The organism is Flagellimonas allohymeniacidonis, from assembly GCF_004296335.1.
Taxonomy (GTDB): domain Bacteria; phylum Bacteroidota; class Bacteroidia; order Flavobacteriales; family Flavobacteriaceae; genus Flagellimonas; species Flagellimonas allohymeniacidonis.
This window is the reverse complement of the sequence record NZ_SGIU01000001.1, coordinates 59,045-79,657: the sequence shown is the minus strand read 5'-3', so window position 1 is coordinate 79,657 and position 20,613 is coordinate 59,045. Positions and strand designations below refer to the sequence as shown.

General features: G+C 42.2%; 20 protein-coding genes. 8 read left to right on the top strand and 12 right to left on the bottom strand.

Annotated features, from left to right (window positions below):
• Positions 1–6: 6 nt before the first annotated feature.
• On the top strand, positions 7–732 hold the full coding sequence (locus EW142_RS00350; protein WP_130608056.1) for a head GIN domain-containing protein: 726 nt from the start codon (positions 7–9) through the stop codon (positions 730–732).
• An 86-nt stretch (positions 733–818) separates the two neighbouring features.
• Here the strand turns inward: EW142_RS00350 and EW142_RS00345 are convergent, their stop codons facing one another.
• The 6 genes from EW142_RS00345 to EW142_RS00320 all read right to left on the bottom strand — a co-directional run bounded on the left by EW142_RS00345 (position 819) and on the right by EW142_RS00320 (position 11,032).
• Complete coding sequence (locus EW142_RS00345; protein WP_130608053.1) at positions 819–2,144, bottom strand: MFS transporter; 1,326 nt, start codon at positions 2,142–2,144, stop codon at positions 819–821.
• Positions 2,145–2,232: 88 nt separating this feature from the next.
• Entirely contained in the window at positions 2,233–3,042 is an 810-nt protein-coding gene (locus tag EW142_RS00340) for a M48 family metallopeptidase (RefSeq protein ID WP_130608050.1), read from the bottom strand.
• A 38-nt stretch (positions 3,043–3,080) separates the two neighbouring features.
• Positions 3,081–5,480, bottom strand: a complete 2,400-nt coding sequence (locus tag EW142_RS00335; protein ID WP_130608046.1) for a glycoside hydrolase family 31 protein — start codon at positions 5,478–5,480, stop codon at positions 3,081–3,083.
• Between the two features lie 91 nt (positions 5,481–5,571).
• Positions 5,572–7,467, bottom strand: a complete 1,896-nt coding sequence (gene glgB / locus EW142_RS00330) for a 1,4-alpha-glucan branching protein GlgB (protein ID WP_130608043.1) — start codon at positions 7,465–7,467, stop codon at positions 5,572–5,574.
• Positions 7,468–7,469: 2 nt separating this feature from the next.
• A complete protein-coding gene (locus EW142_RS00325) occupies positions 7,470–9,074 on the bottom strand; it encodes a trehalose synthase (RefSeq protein ID WP_130608040.1) in 1,605 nt (534 codons plus the stop codon).
• Positions 9,075–9,091: 17 nt separating this feature from the next.
• Positions 9,092–11,032 (bottom strand): alpha-1,4-glucan--maltose-1-phosphate maltosyltransferase, encoded by a 1,941-nt coding sequence (locus EW142_RS00320; RefSeq protein WP_130608038.1) that lies wholly within the window; start codon positions 11,030–11,032, stop codon positions 9,092–9,094.
• A 170-nt stretch (positions 11,033–11,202) separates the two neighbouring features.
• Between EW142_RS00320 and EW142_RS00315 the strand changes: the two genes are divergently transcribed.
• The 6 genes from EW142_RS00315 to EW142_RS00290 all read left to right on the top strand — a co-directional run bounded on the left by EW142_RS00315 (position 11,203) and on the right by EW142_RS00290 (position 15,154).
• A complete protein-coding gene (locus tag EW142_RS00315; RefSeq protein ID WP_130608035.1) occupies positions 11,203–11,781 on the top strand; it encodes a collagen-like triple helix repeat-containing protein in 579 nt (192 codons plus the stop codon).
• A gap of 126 nt (positions 11,782–11,907) precedes the next feature.
• Entirely contained in the window at positions 11,908–12,399 is a 492-nt protein-coding gene (msrB, locus tag EW142_RS00310; protein ID WP_130612319.1) for a peptide-methionine (R)-S-oxide reductase MsrB, read from the top strand.
• Positions 12,400–12,422: 23 nt separating this feature from the next.
• On the top strand, positions 12,423–12,839 hold the full coding sequence (gene msrB / locus EW142_RS00305; RefSeq protein ID WP_130608032.1) for a peptide-methionine (R)-S-oxide reductase MsrB: 417 nt from the start codon (positions 12,423–12,425) through the stop codon (positions 12,837–12,839).
• Positions 12,836–13,360: a DUF1572 family protein gene (locus EW142_RS00300; protein ID WP_130608029.1), complete on the top strand. Its 525-nt coding sequence runs from the start codon at positions 12,836–12,838 to the stop codon at positions 13,358–13,360. The genes msrB (EW142_RS00305) and EW142_RS00300 overlap by 4 nt, the downstream gene beginning before the upstream one ends.
• A gap of 99 nt (positions 13,361–13,459) precedes the next feature.
• Positions 13,460–14,851, top strand: coding sequence for a dihydrolipoyl dehydrogenase (gene lpdA / locus EW142_RS00295; RefSeq protein ID WP_130608026.1), 1,392 nt, complete (start codon positions 13,460–13,462; stop codon positions 14,849–14,851).
• Between the two features lie 3 nt (positions 14,852–14,854).
• Complete coding sequence (locus EW142_RS00290; RefSeq protein ID WP_130608023.1) at positions 14,855–15,154, top strand: DUF3817 domain-containing protein; 300 nt, start codon at positions 14,855–14,857, stop codon at positions 15,152–15,154.
• Here the strand turns inward: EW142_RS00290 and EW142_RS00285 are convergent.
• The 4 genes from EW142_RS00285 to EW142_RS00270 form a co-directional block, all read right to left on the bottom strand.
• Positions 15,151–16,323 carry a PQQ-dependent sugar dehydrogenase gene (locus EW142_RS00285; RefSeq protein ID WP_130608020.1) on the bottom strand — a complete coding sequence of 391 codons (1,173 nt, stop codon included), beginning with the start codon at positions 16,321–16,323 and terminating at the stop codon, positions 15,151–15,153. The two genes, EW142_RS00290 and EW142_RS00285, sit on opposite strands and share 4 nt — an antisense overlap.
• Positions 16,324–16,406: 83 nt before the next feature.
• The gene (gene aroQ, locus EW142_RS00280) at positions 16,407–16,820 is read right to left on the bottom strand and encodes a type II 3-dehydroquinate dehydratase (protein WP_130608017.1); all 414 of its coding nucleotides are present in this window, start codon (positions 16,818–16,820) and stop codon (positions 16,407–16,409) included.
• Between the two features lie 69 nt (positions 16,821–16,889).
• The gene (locus tag EW142_RS00275) at positions 16,890–17,360 is read right to left on the bottom strand and encodes a hypothetical protein (RefSeq protein WP_130608015.1); all 471 of its coding nucleotides are present in this window, start codon (positions 17,358–17,360) and stop codon (positions 16,890–16,892) included.
• A 65-nt stretch (positions 17,361–17,425) separates the two neighbouring features.
• Positions 17,426–17,908 carry a hypothetical protein gene (locus EW142_RS00270; RefSeq protein WP_130608012.1) on the bottom strand — a complete coding sequence of 161 codons (483 nt, stop codon included), beginning with the start codon at positions 17,906–17,908 and terminating at the stop codon, positions 17,426–17,428.
• 251 nt (positions 17,909–18,159) lie between these two features.
• Here EW142_RS00270 and xerD point away from each other — a divergent pair, with 251 nt between their 5' ends.
• Positions 18,160–19,062 (top strand): site-specific tyrosine recombinase XerD, encoded by a 903-nt coding sequence (gene xerD, locus EW142_RS00265; RefSeq protein ID WP_130608009.1) that lies wholly within the window; start codon positions 18,160–18,162, stop codon positions 19,060–19,062.
• Here xerD and EW142_RS16610 read toward each other — a convergent pair whose 3' ends face one another.
• Together EW142_RS16610 and EW142_RS00260 are read right to left on the bottom strand one after the other, a co-directional pair.
• Complete coding sequence (locus EW142_RS16610) at positions 19,063–19,230, bottom strand: hypothetical protein (RefSeq protein ID WP_165395188.1); 168 nt, start codon at positions 19,228–19,230, stop codon at positions 19,063–19,065.
• The gene (locus tag EW142_RS00260) at positions 19,223–20,527 is read right to left on the bottom strand and encodes an NAD(P)/FAD-dependent oxidoreductase (RefSeq protein WP_130612316.1); all 1,305 of its coding nucleotides are present in this window, start codon (positions 20,525–20,527) and stop codon (positions 19,223–19,225) included. The genes EW142_RS16610 and EW142_RS00260 overlap by 8 nt, the downstream gene beginning before the upstream one ends.
• Positions 20,528–20,613 lie beyond the last annotated feature (86 nt).

The following is a 20,613-nucleotide window of genomic DNA, read 5'->3' as shown; positions in this document are numbered from 1 at the left end:
ACAATCATGAAAAAGTTAATCACATTAGGCTTGGCCATTTGTACAGTAGCAGTTACCAATGCGCAATGGGGCAAACGAGTAAAAGGAAATGGCAACGTAGTAACCTTGGAACGCTCTGTTGGAGAGTATGATGCCATTGCCCTGGCAGGATGGTTCGATGTTGAACTGGTCGATGGCAATGAAGGAGAAATCACTCTTGAAGGAGAATCAAACCTCTTGGAATACATCAAAACTGAGGTTAAAGACGGAAAATTGATCATCAAAACCGAAAAAGGGGTGAATCTAAGACCCTCCAACTGGGGAAATGGAATCCAAATCACCGTTCCCATTGAGTCCGTAAATTCGGTAAGTTTATCTGGGTCGGGGGATGTTGTAGGGAAAACCACCATCAAAGCCGACGATTTTAAAACCCGAATTTCAGGATCCGGTGATATTGTATTGACTGTAGAAGCAGACAGTATTGAAGCTTCCATGTCTGGTTCGGGGGATATCACTCTAGATGGAAAAACGACGGATTTGGATGTTCAAGTTTCTGGGTCTGGGGATATAAAAGCGTATGGCCTTGAGGCAGAATTTGTTACAGCACAAGTTTCTGGGTCTGCCGACATTAAGGTTACCGCCAATCAGAGCATCCAGGCACGGGTTTCAGGATCAGGAGATATTAGCTATCGCGGGAATCCAAAGAAAATCAATACCAAAAGTTCTGGTTCAGGTGATATCACCAGAGGGTAAAACATTTGTTTGAGAGTCAAACAACCACATCAATCGAAAACGGGATGAGCCCTTGCGAACAGCAGGGGCTTTTTCTTTGAAGAAATCTAAGTTTTAACCTTTCTTACACGCAACAAAAGGAATATTCCAATCAGAAAGAAGAGCCCCAAAAAGATGGTACTGTTCCTCATACTACCCGTTAGCTGTGCAACGGCCCCATAAAGAAAAGTACCAATTACAATTCCTATTTTTTCGGCTACGTCATAAAAGCTAAAAAAGGACGTAGTGTCAGTAGTTTCCGGTAAAAATTTGGAGTATGTAGAACGCGATAAGGCCTGAATCCCTCCCATGACAATGCCCACCAGTCCGGCCGCAATATAGAAGTCCATAGGGGTTTGTAAGAAATAGGCATAAACACAGAGCAATGCCCAAAAAATATTGATGACCACCAAAGTCTTGATATTCCCAAAAACTCGGGAGGCCCTAGCCGTCAAGGTTGCGCCAATTATGGCCACAATTTGAATGACCAAAATGCTTATGATCAACCCTGTGGTTCTTTCACTATCTGTGCCCCATTGAATCTCTTCTTCTCCAAAATAGGTGGCAATCAACATAATCGTCTGCACTGCCATACTGTATACAAAAAAGGCTCCTAAGTACCTTTTTAAACGAGTTTCTTCGCCCAATTGCTTCCAAACACTTTGGAGCTCCCGAAAGCCATTAAGTACAATATTCGTGCGCGCGCCTTCCCTTTTATATCCTTTTGGCAAATGAGCGAAGGTGTACTGGCTAAAGAGTATCCACCAAATTCCGACCGAAATAAACGAATATTTCATGGCCTTGATTTCAGCCACTTCACCCCCACTATCCGTTATACCAAAAACATCGGGCTGCATGACCATGGCCAAATTAAAGACCAATAGAATCACACTGCCAATATACCCCAGGGAAAAGCCCTTGGCACTTATGCCATCTTGCTGGTCGGGAAAAGCAATATCTGGTAGATATGAATTGTTAATGGCAAAACTCACCCAGAAACCAACCAAGCCAAAGAAATAGCAGATAAGTCCGAAGTAGATGTTTTCCAAAGAAAACCAATACAGACCAATACAGGAGAAAGCGCCCAGATAGCAAAAAAACTTCAAGAAGATTTTCTTGTTGCCTATGTAATCCGCCACTCCAGAAACCAAGGGTGTGACGATGGCAATAAAAACAAAGGCCAGGGAAGTAACATAACTAATTAAAGGAGCCCTCGCAATTTCACCTCCAAATACGGTTACTTTTTCAATTTCGGCTACGCGAAACAACGCCCCGTAAAAAATGGGGAAAACAGCCGAGGAAATGACCAAACTGTATACAGAATTGGCCCAATCGTAAAAAGCCCAAGCATTCAAAAGCTTTTTACTTCCTTTCATTGCGAGAACTCGTGCCATGTGATATTAAAATAAAAATGTCACTTCAAGCCAAGTACATTTTATGACTCTCTTGGCTTGAAATGACATCTAAGTTGGTCAAAATTGGTTATTTAAATGATGTAACCCCAAACTTGGCCGCTTCTTGTCGTGCTGAAGGAGCCCATGCCGTAAGGTTATTGATTCTTGTATCACTTGATGGATGCGTGCTCAAAAATTCAGGAGGGGCTTGCCCACCAGCCTTGGCCTTCATCCTTCTCCAAAGATTCGCGGCCTCATCAGGATTGTATCCTGCAATCGCCATAATCTGAAGACCAATTCTATCCGCCTCAGTTTCATGGCCTCTACTAAAGGGTAGCATAACCCCAACAGTAGATCCAAGACCGTAGGCCTGATTGAACGTATTTCTCTTTTCTGGATCCTTGATTGCCACATTTCCGGCTACTGCACCTATCTGCTGCAGCATTCCGGCGCTCATACGCTGGGCGCCATGATCGGCCAAGGCGTGTGCCACCTCATGTCCCATCACAACTGCTACTCCCGTTTCAGTTTGGGTAATGGGTAAAATACCTGTGTAGAATACAATCTTTCCCCCTGGCATGCACCAAGCGTTGACGGTTTCGTCATTTACCAGATTGTACTCCCATTTGTAATCCTTCAAATATCCCGGGTAGCCATTTGCATCCAACCAACGTTCGGCCGCAGAAGAGATGCGTTTGCCCACAGTGGTTATCATTTGGGCATCCTTGGTTCCGGATACAACCTTATTTTCGGTCAGAAATTGGTCATATTGGGCAAATGCCATTGGAAAAATTTGGCTGTTGGGATAAAAGTTAAGCGTGCTTTTTCCCGTAAACGGATTGGTCTTGCAAGCGGCAATCCCAATAAAAATGATTACTGTTAGAATTAACCTTTTCATATGATTTATAGTGTTTAGCAAAGGGAATTTACAAAAAATTACTGTCCAGTTAAGTGGAGTTCCGTAAAATCCTTGCTCACTTCTATGACGTTATTTCCATTTAGTTTGATATCCTTAGGATTTACAACTTCGTTATCAATTTCTATGCTGCCAATTTTGAATGGAAGCCCGTGAAATGTCATTTTAAATTTAGTATAGGGTGTAATGAAGTTTCCATCCTTGAATTGTTGAATGATCAATTCGTTCTTCTTGCCACGTAACCTAAATTTACGAAGGCTGTATCTCCCCTTTTTGTAATCGTAACCATCTTGCTGGTCTTCATATACGCTAGAGTTTTCAATACCCTCGGTATAGTAGACATCAATTTCGAGCTCCTTGATTTCTTTTTCACCCACGTACTGTTGAACTGGGTATTTTGGTATCATGGCTCCTTCCTTTACAAATACTGGAATTTCATCAATATCCGCTGGAATCCATTTTTCCACACCCCCTTCAATTACTTCATCATTCCAAAAATTGAACCATTTGCCCTTGGGAAGATACATACGTCTTCCTTTTGCGTTGGGTTCTTGCACGGGGCAAACCAATATTTGCTCTCCAAACAGGAATTCATCCGTTCTAAAGTGGGTCTGTGTATCCTCCTGATCATAGAGCACCAAAGACTGTAGCATCGGAAGCCCATTATTTATGTACTTATAGAACATGGTGTACAGATAAGGAAGTAGTTGATATCTCAACTCGATAAACTTTCTTACAATATCCGTGATTTCATCGCCGAAAGACCAAGGTTCTTGCTCTCCATGATCTCCACTGGAGTGCACTCTGCAAAAAGGATGGAAAATACCAAGTTGCACCCAACGTGCGAAAAGTTCACCATTGGGCTGCTCGGCAAATCCTCCAATATCGGACCCTACAAAGGAATACCCGCTCATACACATGCGCTGCATCTGTACGTTGGCTATCCAAAGATGTTCCCAAGTGGCCACGTTGTCACCGGTCCAAGTTGCGCAATAACGTTGCGTACCCGAATATGCAGCTCTTGTAAGCACAAATGGCCTTTTTGGAAAAGTAAATTTCTTTACACCGTCATAGGTGGCCCTTACCATCTGCATTCCGTATACATTGTGAGCCTTTCTATGACTACAAGGGTGTCCATCGTAATCATGGCGAACATCAAGATTGGCGGTTTTAGTGGGCACCTCCATTACAGCAGGTTCATTCATATCGTTCCAAACGCCATGTACACCCATGTCCGAAATCATTTCTTTGTAGAGTCCGCCCCACCACTCACGTACCTCGGGATTGGTGAAATCTGGAAATTTGCACTCCCCAGGCCATACTTTCCCTTTGAAGTGTGGTCCATCGGCCCTTCGACAGAAAAAACCATTGTCCATTGCCTGTTGGTACACCCAATAATCCCTATCTATTTTGATTCCCGGATCAATCATGGTTACGGTCTTAAAACCATCCTTCTCCAACTCCTCAACCATTTTTTTGGGGTTGGGGAAGCGTCGATTGTTCCAAGTAAAGCAGCGAAAACCTTCCATATAATCAATGTCCAAATAAATGGCATCGCAAGGAATTTTAAGTTTTCTAAAACTTGAGGCTAGTTCTTTTACCTTTTTTTCGGGATAATAGCTCCACTTAGATTGATGAAACCCAAGCGCCCATAGGGGCGGAAGTTCGGGAACTCCAGTCAGATCCGTATAGGCTTCAACTACCTGACCTATTTTGGGGCCATAGAAGAAGTAATAATTCATTTCGCCACCATCGGCCCAAAAACTGGTGACATTTCGTTTTTCATTGGCAAAATCGAAATAGGTGCTGAAAGAATTATCGAAGAAGACACCGTAAGCAATGTTTTCCTTCAAGCCCACATAAAATGGGATTGCTTTGTACAAAGGCTCCTGATCCTTTCCATAGGCGTAGGAGTCAGTTACCCAGTTGTTTACCCGTTTTCCCTTGAGGTTGGTATGGGAAGCTTTGTCTCCCATGCCATAATAACTTTCCCCAGAATGGCACACCTTGCTCATTTTTACTATGTTTCCACCATAGTCAAAGTTTTCTTCCCAGTGAAAACCAAGCTCATCTTCACAAATAACCACATCATCGAGGTCGACAATCTGGATTTTTAAATCTGCTTTTTGCACATAGATTTTAATCTTGGAAGTGGTAATCACATACTCTGGAATCTCTTCTTTGACTTCGAGTTCGTTATACCCAAGGCTTACATCATCATTAAGTGCATATGAAAAATCAGGTTCAAAAACATGCTCCGTAGCATATCTAAAGCGAATGGCGCTGTCCCTTAATATGGTTAACTCTAAAATCACCCCATTATGGGTGGTGAAATAGATTTTATCATTATCATGTTTGAAATCGACTATATGACTGGGGTGCTGATTGCCCCTTTTTTCAACTTCTGTATTGGTAATCATCGTTGGCTAATTGAGACTGACAAAAGAAACACATTAAGGTGAGAATTGAAAAAGATGTTTTGAACAAAGTGTTGATGTCTTACAACCTCAATTATTTATAGACAACCACGGCCAATGGTGGAAGTGTCATAGATACAGAGTGTTCATAACCATTCCATTCTTTTTTTCCAGGTCTCAAGGTTTTTTTGCCGATACCACCACCAGCATATTTTTTGTCATCACTGCTGAACAACAGCTTCAATTGCTTGGTTTTGGCCACGCCTACCCTATAATTCTCTCGGGGTACTGGAGTAAAGTTGCATACAATTATTAAATCGTCCTTTGGGTCATTGCCCTTTCTCAAATAAGAAATGACTGAGTTTTCCTGATCATTGTATTCAATCCATTGAAATCCATCTGGACTGAATTGTTTTTCGTAGAGCGCAGGATTGCTTTTGTAGAGTTTGTTTAGGTCCTTAATGGTTTCTTGTATGCCGGAATGAAAATCGTACTGGGTCAAATGCCACTCCAAACTGTTCTGGAAATCCCATTCAGAAGATTGACCGAATTCCCCTCCCATGAACAACAAATTGGTTCCGGGGTGGGTAAACATATAGCCGAAGAGTAATCTGAGATTGGCAAAGCGCTGCCATTCATCTCCAGGCATTCGATACAGCAGGGATTGTTTGCCGTAAACAACCTCATCATGCGAAAAGGGCAACATAAAGTTTTCCGTGAAAGCGTAGGTCATACTGAAAGTGATATCATTTAAATCGTAAGAACGATGAATAGGCTCTTTTTTGAAAAATTCCAAGGTATCATGCATCCATCCCATCATCCATTTCATCCCAAAACCAAGACCCCCAAAATGAACAGGCTTGGTCACGCCTGAAAAAGCGGTTGATTCTTCTGCAATAGTTTGTACACCTGGAAAACTTGCATAAACCTCTTGGTTCATCTCCCGTAAAAAGGACATCGCTTCCAAATTCTCATTGTTGCCATACATATTGGGCTCCCATTCGCCATCTTCCCGAGAATAGTCCAAGTATAACATGGAGGCCACAGCATCCACCCGAAGTCCATCCACATGATATTGATCTAACCAAAAAATGGCATTGCTGATCAAGAAAGCACGAACTTCATTTCTTCCATAATTAAAAATGAGACTCTTCCAATCAGGATGATAGCCACGGCGTCTATCGGGATGTTCATACAGATGTGAACCATCAAAAAAGCCCAAGCCGTGTGCGTCTTCCGGAAAATGGGACGGTACCCAATCCAAAATCACGCCTATTCCTTTCTGATGAAATTTATCTACCAATAATTTAAAATCCTCTGGTTTTCCAAAGCGGGAAGTCGGGGCGAAATACCCTGTTAGTTGATAACCCCATGAGGGATCAAATGGATATTCCATAACAGGCATAAACTCCACGTGGGTAAAGCCCATTTCAACCACATAATCCACAAGCTCATCGGCCATCTCAACATAGGTGAGGGATTCCCAACCATTTTTCTTTTTCCAAGAACTCAAATGCACCTCGTATACCGAAAAAGGCTTGTCCAAAGCATTCTTTTCGGCTCGATTCTCCATCCAAGAGTCATCCTTCCAATTATAGGAAGCATCCCATACGACAGAGGCTGTTTTTGGAGGGTGTTCGCAATACCTTCCGAAGGGGTCTGCCTTTTCAGTCTTGATATCATTATTATGGGAATGTATTTTGTATTTGTAAAGACTGCCCATATCCACTCCAGGGATAAATCCTTCCCAAATGCCACTCTCATCCCAACGCACGTAGAGTTCATGTGCCCCTTCTTGCCAATGGTTAAAATCCCCAATCACGGAAACAGCTTTGGCCGTAGGTGCCCAAACGGCAAAGTAGGTACCTTTTTTGCCTTCGACCTCGGTGAGGTGCGAGCCCAATTTGTCATAAAGACGATAGTGCTTTCCTGACTTAAAAAGATTGATATCAAAATCTGTGAATAAACTATGTGGAATTACCTTCATCATCCTTACTTATTGTTGATTATACTCATTATACCTCGAAGCGGAATGACCGCCCATAGAGGTCTTGAATTCATTTCGTACCCTAATTCATAAACTGCTTTTTCAAGCATGCAGTACTCCAAAAGGAAAACCCTCTCCTGAGTGTATCCAATATTGATATTGTTTTCCTGAATTAGGGCAACATAGGTTTGCAGGAAAACACCGGTAAAGTAGTTATATAAAATTTCACCCGCGTGAAACAGTTCTTCTTGGGAATAGGGATATTTTTCTTCGTTATTGAAAATCGTGGCATACACGGCATAGTGAAACGACCTAAAAATGCCCGCAACATCCTTCAACGGGGGTTGTTTTACTTTTCGGTCACGAATGGTACTTTCGGGTTCGCCTTCAAAGTCCAAAAGATAAAAATCATCATTTCTAACCAATACCTGACCTAAATGATAATCGCCATGTACCCGAAGCCGCTCGCCCTTTAATTTGGTCCAATCAAAGCTAATAAACCGTTTTCTAATATCGTTTTTACGCTCCAAAAACTCTTTGGCCAACTCTGCGGAAAGCCCTTTAAGTCTTCCGATGTTGTTCTCGACCGTATTTAAGCGATTTTGAAACTGGTACAGCAAGCGATTTTTTAACCAAACTTCATAATCGCCGTTAAAATGTTCTGGGGTAAACGCAGTATCCTCAAACTCCGAACCCAAGGCTATGTGCATTTCTGCGGTGCGCTTGGCCAAAGTTTGAAGTTTTAGGAAAATGCTCAAGCCTGCCCAGTCTATAATTTGAGGGGGGACATCGGCAATCTGAAGTCTTTTAAAGAGGTCTACTTGGGGCATTGCATACGCATCAATTCCTTTTCGTTCCAAACACAGAAAGATGACATCTATTTCTTTGAGCATAAAATCCCACGCATCTCCTTCATTGGGCAAGAGTTCTTGCATCAATGCAATGGTTATATTGGCATTTTCCGAATCGATGATACTCAAACTCCCCATATAGGCAGGGGTGTTCTTATATTCTTTCTTTTCAGACAAAAACCGGCTCATTTCGTAATCCGGATTCTTATCGGCATAAATACGTCTAAAAAACTTAATAACGTATTTGTCATTCATGATGATGGAGGTATTGCTTTGCTCGACTCCCATGAAGCGCGAAGATTGGTATTCCGTATCGGTGAAATTGACACTCTTGTGGTATCTTACTTTAGTGGTATCGTTCGGTTCGGCAGTAGTTAAACGCTCAAAGACCAATTTTCTAAATGCATCCAAATTCAGTGCATCGATGATGAATCCATCCTGCCCGTTGAGTTTTAGGGGAAGAATCCTATCCTTTTTGGCAAAATTCTCATCAGATACAAAGGCAATTGGCAAGAAATAGTGTTGGTAAAAGGCTTCCTCAAAATTAACTTCCAAAATGAGTCCGTAATACACCTCCCCGTGTTGTTGAATGCGGAAATGCTCAGGTAGTTCAATATACTTCAGCTTACTTGATTTCCCTCCGTACCATCTCTGGCGAACGATATAGTCCTGAAGCACGGTGGATAAAAAAACCTCTGTGAAGCTTTCGTCATCCAGCAGGTTTTCCCATGCAATATTAAATTCGTAAGGAGGTTTCAAGTCGAGCGTTGTTTATATTAATCTTTTAAAATCTGAAAAATGTGGAAGGGCACATTGGGCTGTAATTCCACAAAGTTCCACTCATCATGCCATCGAAATTCACGATTGGTGACCAAATCTTTGATACGCACGCCGTTTCCATAAACGGGTCCCACATCATGCCAAGGAAACTGAATATGTCCCTGTTGCATATGATTCGAATCAAGACTGATGACAACAAGCAATTGGTCGATAAGGTCGTCATCCCATTTGTAAAAAGCAATCAAATTATCGTGTTGCGTTGCACAAAACTTAATGTTATTGGTTTGCTGAAGCGCAGGATGTTGATGCCGTATCGCATTGATTTTTGTAATGTGTCGAATCAAATTGTTTTCTAGGGTCCAATCCCAATGGCGAATCTCATATTTTTCACAATCCAAGTATTCCTCCTTTGGAGGAAGTTGGTCAGTAACCATATATTCGTAAACGGGACCGTAAATACCAATGCTACTGCTCAGTGTGGCTGCCAAAGCATATCGAATAATATGCATGGATTCGTTGGCACCTTGTAAGTGGTATGGGTTGATATCTGGTGTATTCGGCCAAAAATTGGGGCGATAATACTCCTTCATGTCCGTTTGGGTCAGTTCCGTAACGTATTCGGTCAACTCATGCTTGCTCACTCGCCAAGTAAAGTACGTATAGGATTGTGAAAACCCTTGCTTTGCCAACTGCTGCATTACCCTAGGGCGTGAAAACGCCTCTGCCAAGAAAAGTGCATCTGGATACTCCTTCTTCACTTCTGAAATCAACCAATTCCAGAAGTAATAGGGTTTCGTATGGGGGTTGTCCACTCGAAAAACCTTTACACCGAAGCTTATCCAATAAAAGACAATGCTTTTTAGTTCTTCCCAAAGCTCTTTATATGCTTTTGTCTCAAAATAAAAATTGACAATGTCCTGATACTTTTTAGGTGGATTTTCCGCATACTGGATTGTTCCATCAGGCCGTTTTCTAAACCACTCAGGATGTTCTGTTATGTAAGGGTGGTCCGGCGCCGCCTGAAAGGCAATGTCCATGGCTATTTCAATATCCAGCTCCTTTGCCTTCTTCACCAATTTTTTGAAATCCTTTTCATCACCAAGTTCGGGATGAATGGATTTATGTCCCCCATGTTTGGAACCGATGGCCCATGGAACACCAGAATCCTCTTCTTTGGCGGTGACGGTATTGTTCTTTCCCTTGCGATTTACCTCACCAATAGGATGTATCGGTGGAAAATACAGGGTATCAAATCCCATTTTGGCGATACGTGGCAGCAGGGTCTCGCAGTCCTTAAAAGTTCCATGTACGTTAGGTTTGGGAGAAGAAGAGCGTGGAAAAAACTCGTACCATGTGCTAAAACTGGCCTTTTTCCTATCTACATAAACCTGAAGGGTTTTACTTTCATTGGCCAGTACCCGTTGCGGATGTTTTAGAAACCACTTATGCAGTTTTTCCGAAGTAGCATTTTTTACCGCTTCCTCGTACTTGCCAGGGTCTTTAAACTGGTCTATCCATTTTTTAAGGCGATCCTTATCCTTGTCTGAAACTTTTTTCGACAGGTATTTAAGGTACTGAACTCCATCCAACAGCTCGCTCTTGAGGTGTTGGCCGTCTTTCAGTTTTGCCTCCACCCCATGTTGCCAGTTTAGGGCATAGTCGACCCAACCTCTTAATTTATACTCATAAAAACCTTGTCTTTTAACCTGGAAAGAGGCACTGTACGCATCGTTCCCTTGATGTTGCATCCGTACATCCGAAAAGTTTTTTTCCTTTTCATGCCTGTAGAGCAGTTCTGCCTGCATCACGTCATGTCCATCGGGTAAAATATCTGCGGTGACATGAACTTTATCGCCAACGATTCTTTTTATAAAAAATTCACCAGAATCGAGCTGTGGTTGCACATTATCGATAACAACCCTTTGTTGCCTGAGCATAATTTGGATTTAGTTGGTCTCTTTTGATAAATATAGAAATTAAACCAAAAAACTACGGGACAAAACCGCTTTTTTTCAGAAGCCCTCTTTGGGTTCTTAAATTTTATGGAACGCTTTTTGATTTAACAAGAAAAGCATAAGAGAAAGTACGAATCAAAAAGTCAAAAATCATGAAAAAATTCAATACAATTATTGGTGCGCTTATCGTTTTGTTTGCCGTTGCCTGTGAGGGACCTGAAGGACCTCCCGGTTTTGACGGAAGGGATGGCCTCGACGGTCTGGATGGTGAACCTGGAATACAAGGCCAGGTTATCGAGGTAGATGGGGTAAATTTTGCCTATGATGGGGCTAACAACCTTTATAGCGCCCTAATCACCTTTGAAGATGAAACCAATTTTGAGGTTTTTGAGTCCGATGCCGTTTTGGTCTACCGTTTTGACGGGGTAATTGACCTTGATGATGGTAGCACCGCCGATGCATGGAGCCAATTACCACAAAATTTCTTCCTGCCTGAAGGTACTTTGCAGTACGTTTTTGCGCATACTTTTGTGGATGTCGAGCTTTTTATCGATGGTAACTTTGATCTCTCTGGAATTAACATCGATTTTACGGACAATCAATCCTTTAGGATTGTTATTCTGCCGAGTGTCTTCGCGGAATCCTCCCGAATGGATACCTCGAACATCGCCAATGTAATGTCTGCCTTGGGTGTTGGGGAAGATGATATTATAAAAGTACAGATGAATTAATTCATAAAGGCATTTAAAACAAAGTCCCGCTTCGCAGTGGGACTTTTTTATTTGTATTGAATTCATTTTGAGCCTTATTTTTGAAAGGAATTGCAGAAAAAAACGTCTATTTTGAAAAAGAAAACAATGGAGAAAAATTTGCTGTGGATAGCTTTACTGAGCATAGTGGCCTGTAAAGGGGTATCCCAAGAAGATAAAAAAGAAATAGCTGAAAAAGTGGACTATCCAATCACCAAATCGGATAGCGAGTGGCGCGCCGAACTTACCGATATGGAGTATTATGTTCTCCGAAAGGCAGCCACGGAAAATGCGTTCACAAGCGACTTATTGGATAACAAAGAGAAGGGGACCTATGTATGTGCTGCATGCGCTACCCCTCTTTTCCGAAGCGAGAACAAATTTGATTCAGGCACCGGTTGGCCCAGTTTCGACCAAGAAATCGACGGTAGCGTAGCCTACGACGTTGATTATAAGATTGGTTATGCACGCACCGAGGAGCATTGTGCAACCTGTGGTGGGCATCTCGGCCACGTTTTTAATGATGGACCTAGGGCAACCACTGGCAAAAGACACTGCATCAATGGAGTGGCACTGGATTTCATTCCTGATGAAAAATAATCACCTTAAAAAGCTTTTGATTTTTGGAAAAAGAAAAAAAATACACCGTCGAAAAAACTGAGGAGGAATGGAGAAAAGAACTTTCTCCCGATGAATATCGTGTTCTGCGTCAAAAGGGCACAGAACGACCGCATACTGGTGAATTTAATCTTCATTTTGAAAATGGTGATTATCACTGCAAGGCCTGCAACGCTAAACTTTTTGAAAGTAATCACAAGTTTGAAAGTGGATGTGGATGGCCCTCCTTTGATCAGGCAGTGGAAGGGGCCATTGAGTACATTCGGGACACTTCCTTTGGTATGATCCGTACCGAGACCGTTTGTGCCAATTGCGGAAGCCACTTGGGCCATGTTTTTAATGACGGACCCCAAGAAACTACAGGTCAACGCTATTGCATTAACTCCGTAAGTATTGGGTTTGACCCTTCGGAGGATTCATGAATTTTGCGGAAAACTATTTGGCGAATGTAACTTTTGAGTTCAAGCGCTATAAAACGCTTGGGGACAGGACCTTTGCACAACTTTCTGAAAAAGAAATTTATTGGCGCTATCAAGAATCGGATAATTCCATCGCGATAATTGTTAAACATATGGTTGGCAACATGCTTAGCCGATGGACCAATTTCCTGATTGAGGATGGGGAAAAGGTGTGGCGAGATCGGGAAATGGAATTTGAAGGTCCCTATAGTTCCAAAGATGATATGCTTGTCGCTTGGGAAAAGGGTTGGAACTGTCTTTTTGAAGCATTGAACAGCATTGATGCATCCAATTTTTCCTCTAGAATCAAAATTCGTGACCAAAAACACACCCTTCCCGAAGCCATTAATCGTCAGTTGGCCCATTATTCCAATCATGTGGGACAAATCGTCTATGTGGGGAAAATGATAAAAGGCTCTGATTGGGAGTCACTTTCCATACCCAAAGGAAAATCAGAGGATTTCAATAAAAAAATGTTCAAATAGGTTTCATTCTGGAATCCAATCGATAAAATCAACACTTGGTTTTTGGTGACTGAATTCCGTACTTTTGCACTTCAATTTTAAAAACTAAAATCTAAACGAATGAGCAATTTCGATGTAATTGTTTTGGGAAGTGGTCCTGGGGGATATGTTACCGCCATTAGGGCTTCGCAATTGGGATTCAAGACGGCCATTGTTGAAAAGGAAAGTCTTGGGGGTGTATGCCTTAACTGGGGCTGTATCCCGACCAAAGCTTTGTTGAAATCCGCTCAGGTTTTTGAATATTTGAAACATGCCGAGGATTATGGATTGAGCGCCAAAAAAGTGGAGCACGATTTTGATGCCGTTGTCAAAAGAAGTAGAGGTGTAGCGGATGGCATGAGCAAAGGTGTTCAATTTTTGATGAAAAAAAACAAAATTGAAGTGCTCAACGGATATGGAAAGGTACAACCCGGAAAAAAGGTGATTGTAAAAGGCGAGCATGGGGACCCTGCGGAATACACCGCTGATCACATTATTATTGCCACAGGGGCACGAAGTAGAGAATTACCAAGCCTTCCGCAAGATGGCAAAAAGGTAATTGGTTACAGAGAGGCCATGACCTTGGAAAAACAGCCCAAGAAAATGATTGTTGTCGGTAGTGGGGCCATCGGTATTGAATTCGCCTATTTCTACAATTCGATGGGTACAGAGGTCACCGTTGTGGAGTTCCTTCCCAATATTGTGCCCGTGGAAGATGAAGATGTTTCCAAGCAGTTAGAGCGGAGCTTCAAAAAAGCTGGGGTAAAAATCAAAACTTCGGCAGAAGTGACCAAAGTGGATACATCTGGTGAAGGTGTTAAGGCTACTGTAAAGACCGCCAAAGGTGAAGAAGTGATTGAAGCGGATATCTTACTTTCCGCAGTAGGTATCAAAACCAATATTGAGAACATTGGATTGGAAGAAGTTGGAATTGCTGTTGATCGTGATAAAATTCTGGTCAACGACTACTACCAAACCAATATACCCGGATACTACGCCATTGGTGATGTTACACCTGGGCAAGCCTTGGCCCATGTTGCATCGGCCGAAGGTATACTATGTGTGGAAAAAATAGCTGGGATGCATGTTGAGCCTTTGGATTATGGAAACATTCCAGGGTGTACCTATTGCATGCCAGAAGTTGCCTCGGTAGGTTTAACGGAGAAGCAAGCCAAAGAGCAAGGTTTCGATATCAAAGTGGGTAAATTTCCTTTCTCTGCCAGTGGAAAAGCAAAGGCATCCGGAAATTCTGATGGTTTTGTAAAGGTGATCTTTGATGCCAAATATGGGGAATGGTTAGGTTGCCATATGATTGGCGCCGGTGTGACCGATATGATTGCTGAAGCCGTTGTGGCAAGAAAATTGGAAACCACGGGCCATGAAATCTTGAAAGCTGTTCACCCTCACCCAACCATGAGTGAAGCGGTGATGGAAGCCGTTGCCGATGCTTATGATGAAGTAATTCACCTATAGTTTATGCTAAAATTGTTTAGGGCCACGGCTATTTTGGAGGGCATATCCTATCTCTTGCTTTTTGCTTTTTCCATGCCTTTGAAATATTGGGCCGACATACCAGAACCAAATAAGGTAATTGGCTATGCCCATGGCGGACTTTTCATCCTATACGTAGTTTTGGCCGCTATGTTCTGCTGGGAACGAAAATGGGGCATCAAAAGATTTTCAATACTATTTGTTGCCTCTCTTCTACCCTTTGGAACCTTTTATATCGACAAAAAGTATCTAAGTGGTTTAAGCCCGGAATTGAAACCTGCCTAGTTTTCCACTATCCGGTATATGGATCCGTTAAAAGCGCAAACATAAAGTTCGTCATCGGCATTAATTCCAAAAGAAGCGATATTTAAGCCTGTCTCCAAGACTAACGCATTACTGGGATTGTTGGTTATGGCATCCAAGGCCCAAATGCGTCCGGATATAAAATCCCCGTACACGTACTTCCCTTCTAAAGAAGGGGCCAAGGTACCCTGATACACATAACCGCCCGTAATGGATTTGTCCCCGGCATCATGGTTGTACTCAAAAACCGGTGGAATCAATCCCGTTTCATCACAATTTCCCAAGAAGCAGGCAGTCCCTTCGAAGAAGTTCCAGCCGTAATTACCTCCCGCTTCGATAACGTTTATTTCTTCCAACTCTCCCTGACCTACATCGCCGGACCACAGTAAACCAGTATCTGGGTCAAAACTCATACGCCAAGGATTTCGAAGTCCAAATGCATATATTTCTTGACGGGAGTTGGGTTCACCAACAAAAGGGTTGGTTGGGGGTATGGCGTAGTTTAAGCCATTTTCACGATTATCCACATCAATGCGAAGTACCGCCCCCAAAAGATTGCCTTTGTTCTGGGCATTGCCTTGTGGGTCTCCGCCAGAACCTCCATCCCCCGAAGCAATGTAGAGGTATCCATCTGGGCCAAACGCCAACTGACCGCCGTTGTGATTGGTAAAGGGTTGCGGCATTTCCAAAAGTATGAGTTCACTATTGGAATCGGCAACATTTGCACTTGAAGGGTTTACTTGAAATCGCGACGTAACCGAAAGGTTCTCGTTGGGCGTATAGTTCACGTAAAAATATCCGTTTGTGTTAAAATTTGGATGGAAGGCCAACCCCAGTAGACCTTGTTCGTCGGCCTGGGTATTAATTCTAGCACTTATGTCCAGAAAAATTTCAGAATTCGTTGTTGTGGAAGCGTTATCGAATACGCGAATCACACCACCCTGTTCCACCACAAAGACCCTTGCGGTACCGTCTTTGGCCGTCTGAAAATCAACCGGTCGTGAAAAAGACAAATTGGGAAAGGCGTTCTCTAAAGTGAAAGTTGCCGTTATTACTGTATCATCATCTGTATTTCCTCCGTTATCGTCTGAATTGCTGCAGGAGACTAAAAAAAATAAGATCAAGCTAAAAAATAGGCTATTCGTTTTCATATCAATTTTATGTGGGGTTATAAAAAGATACGAAAAAAGTACTACTAAAGATTATCGAAAACGCTTGGAGTCAATACGTTGAACTAAAGAAAACTCTGTACGGCCAGGTCGTAGCTTTGCAGCCCAAAACCTAGAATGACTCCCTTGGCGCCTGCAGAAATATAAGATACATGTCTGAAATCCTCACGTTTGTGGGTATTGGAGATATGCACCTCCACCACGGGCGCATCAATGGCTTTGACCGCATCGCCAATGCCCACAGAGGTATGGGTATAAGAGGCGGCATTCAGGACAATTCCGTCATATTCGAAGCCTACCTCTTGAATTTTATCGATCAATTCGCCCTCTATGTTGGATTGAAAGTAGCCTAGCTTTACATCAGGGAACTTGGCTTGCAATTCCGAAAAATAGGTGTCAAAGGTGGTGCTTCCGTATACTTCAGGTTCTCGTTTTCCCAATAAGTTTAAGTTGGGGCCGTTGATGATCATTAGTTTCATGGAGGTAAAAATACAATAAAAAGAAAAGGGCGAATTATCGCCCTTTTCCTTAAATATGATGTCGTTTATTTAATTGAATGCGTATTGAATGCCGAAGCCAAATGCCCCTGCCTCATTGTCTCCCGCATCACTGATGACAATTGCCGGCCTCCAATCGAAATTAATGACAATGGGAACACCATCAATCTTGAAATCGAGTCCTGCGTGCGGACGCAAGGCAAAAACATTGTCAAAATCTTCAATTAAAACAATGCTTGGTCCAATACCTGCATACCAACGTAAACCAGCTGCACCTGTAAACTCGTCGTGATAGGAATAAAGGGCCGTTAAGATTGTACCTCCATCTTCAAAACCCAAATCGAACTGGCCAACATGGTTGTCCGAAAAGAAGTATTTTCCACTGGGTCCAACAAAGGTTGCTGAGTCCCAAAGGTCAATACCCAAACCTACCGCTCCGGTATAACTGGTTTGAGCGTACGAAGTTGCACTGAACGCAACAATGGCGAACAAGCATAAAAGTGATTTTTTCATTTGTTTCATAATTCAGCATTTGTTATTAAGTTAATTATTTACGTCCAAGTTGATTTTTTAGATGATATCCAACCCTAAAAAAGGAATAAAATACCCGCCATTACCAAACCAAATGTTCCATTATTTTCGATTGCTGTGTAAGAAACATTCAGTTCGGTATTACCCGTAATGTTGTATCCAATAATGGGTCGATAGTAAAATCCTCCTTCATTGCCTTCATTGATACCAACAGCATAGCCCACATCAGCTCCCAACTTAAATTCGTAAGTTGGATATATTCTTACTGAACCTGCTACTGGAAGAAATTGAAAATCTTCGAACTCCTCTTCGGAAAAAGAGTTTATAAAGCCGGATGCCAAACCGACATCGAAGGTTTTGGAAATACCCCAATGGTAGTTTACATCCACCCCAATGCTAAAGCTCGCAATTTCAGAAGCATCGCCAACAGGGATACCTGCATTAAATCCAGCTTTAAAGCTGCTTCTATCGACATTCTGACCGAAAATTGAACATATGCCCAAAAGCGTAATAATTACTAAAAGAATGGTTTTTTTCATGGTTTCTTGGTTTTTATCAAAGGGTAAAACGAAATCCAAATCGTTATAGTATCGTTTTCCAGCTAAATTTAGTTGGCCCATCCAATCTTTCAATCCCAATAAATTTATCATTCCAGAAAAACAATGTATCGAATGTGGTTTTTTGATTTAAGTACAATTGACTATACAGCTGTATGAATTGACCTATGCATGTTTTAATGAATGACCCTTATCGATTACGGACTGAAATTTTTTGTGCATATCTTTAAAAAATGAATTGGAATCATGCACTAAAAGATTACCAAGACTACTTGAAAATTGAGAGGGGGTTGTCCGTCAATTCTATAAAAAGCTATTCCCAAGATATTCAGATGCTCATTACATATGCTGATGAAAATGACCTTAAAGAAGGGCCAATAAGCATAACTAAGGATCTTTTACAGCAGTTCGTCTATGAAATGGCCAAGAAAGTGAATCCAAGGTCGCAAGCCCGTATCATTTCAGGGCTCAAAGGCTTCTTTAATTACTTAGTGTTCGAGGATTACAGGAATGACAATCCCATGGATTTGATAGAATCCCCAAAAATTGGAAGAAAACTTCCTGATACGCTAAGCCTCAAGGAAATCAACGCCCTGATTTCCGCCATCGACCTTTCCAAACCTGAAGGGGAACGAAACCGCGCTATTTTAGAAACTCTCTACGGTTGTGGCCTTAGGGTATCCGAATTAATTGGTTTAAAGCTTTCCGATCTTTTTTTTGAGGAAGGTTTTATCAAAGTAACGGGTAAGGGTGATAAACAGCGATTTGTACCAATCAGTGAAATCAACAAGAAGTATATCAACATCTATCGCAATGAAATTCGTATTCATCAAAAAATACAGGAACCTTTCCAAGATTTTTTGTTTTTGAATAGAAGGGGGGCGCAATTGACCCGAGCCATGGTCTTCACCATTGTAAAACGTTTGGCGGAGGATATTGGACTCAAAAAAAACATTAGCCCTCACACCTTTAGACATTCCTTTGCCACCCACCTTTTGGAAAATGGTGCGGATTTACGGGCGATTCAACAAATGCTCGGACACGAAAGTATCACGACCACAGAAGTCTATATGCATGTAAACCGGAAGCATCTGGCAAAAGTTTTGGGAGAATTTCATCCCAGGACAAACTCTTAGTTAGAACTTATATTTAGTGCCTGTTTTCAAAAAGGTATTGCCCCTCAATGAGCCCACAGGTAGAAATTCGGGTTCATTGATTATATGCTGCAAGGAGGCCTCAACAGAAAATCCTAGTCTCACATCATACCCCATTCCGTAATAGACGGCAAGTTTCAAGTCATTCAACAGGTTGTTTCCGAGAAACTTGGTGTTGTTTTTTAAAAGGCCTGATTATCAATCGCGCCTCCCGATCAAATTTGATATAGTTATAGACCCAATTTATGAATACCACTACCCTATTGCGAAAACCAATTAAGAAATAGAGATGAATGAACATCCAAACATACCAGGCAAAAACGCCTTGGAACTTAAATTTCTTTAAGTCCACCACTGCTTTGTTTCGTCCAATAGTGGCCATACTGCCCTTATCGCGATAAATGAAGGGTTTTAAGGGTTTGTTTTCTATAATTCGGACCAGATTTTCCCCTAGGTTTTGACCTTGTTGTATGGCGGGTTGGGCCATCATGGGATGGCCGTTCGGAAATTCTTCAGACTCCATTTGCGCCACATCCCCTACCGCAAAAATCTCTGCAAAGCCTTCAACTTGATGAAATTCATTTACCCTTAGGCGATTTCCCCTGCACAAGAATTCCTTAGCATCCAACCCCTCAATACAAATCGCTTTCACCCCTGCCGCCCACACCAAGGTGGCCGCTTCGAAAGAGGTATCGGTGTTGGTCTTCACAAACTTGCCATCGTACGCTTCAACGCGAATGTTTTTCCAAACATTAACCCCTAGTTTTTCCAAAAAACGCTCAGCTTTCCTGGAGGCAACCTCGCTCATGGCAGGTAAAATTCGATCTCCTCCCTGAACCAAGTTGATTTGCGCCCGTCGGGTATCCAAATCAGGATAATCCTTGGGGAGTATTCCTTTTTTGATTTCTGCCAAGGCACCTGCCAGTTCCACTCCAGTCGGTCCCCCTCCCACTATTACAAAATTCATAAGGGAATCCCGTTCATGAAGGTCATCCGTCAATAGGGCCTGCTCAAAATTTTCCAAAATCAAGCTTCGCAGGTTAAGGGATTGCGGAATGGACTTCATGGCCATACTGTTTTCCTCAATGCTCGTGTTTCCGAAGAAATTCGTTTCAGAACCTGTGGCTACCACCAAATAATCATAGTTGATTTCGCCAATATTGGTTTGAATGGTTCGTATGTCAGGATTGATTCTAAGGACCTCGGCCAATCTAAAATAAAAATTGGGATAGCCCTGAAGCACCTTTCGAATGGGATATGCAATGGAATCTGGCTCCAAGCCCCCAGTGGAAACTTGATACAACAGCGGTTGAAAGGTGTGGTAGTTGTGTTTGTCCAAAAGGACAACTTGGACGTCCTTTTTGCAAAGTTTTTTAGCTAGGGCAATTCCCCCAAAACCACCTCCTATGACAATGACCCTGGGAAAACTTGACTGGGGAATATTCATGGCTGACATAGCCGTAAATTTAAGAATTCCCGAAAAGGCAGAATCATTTTGGGTCGCTTTTTTAGTATCTTTATTTCTTCTGACTA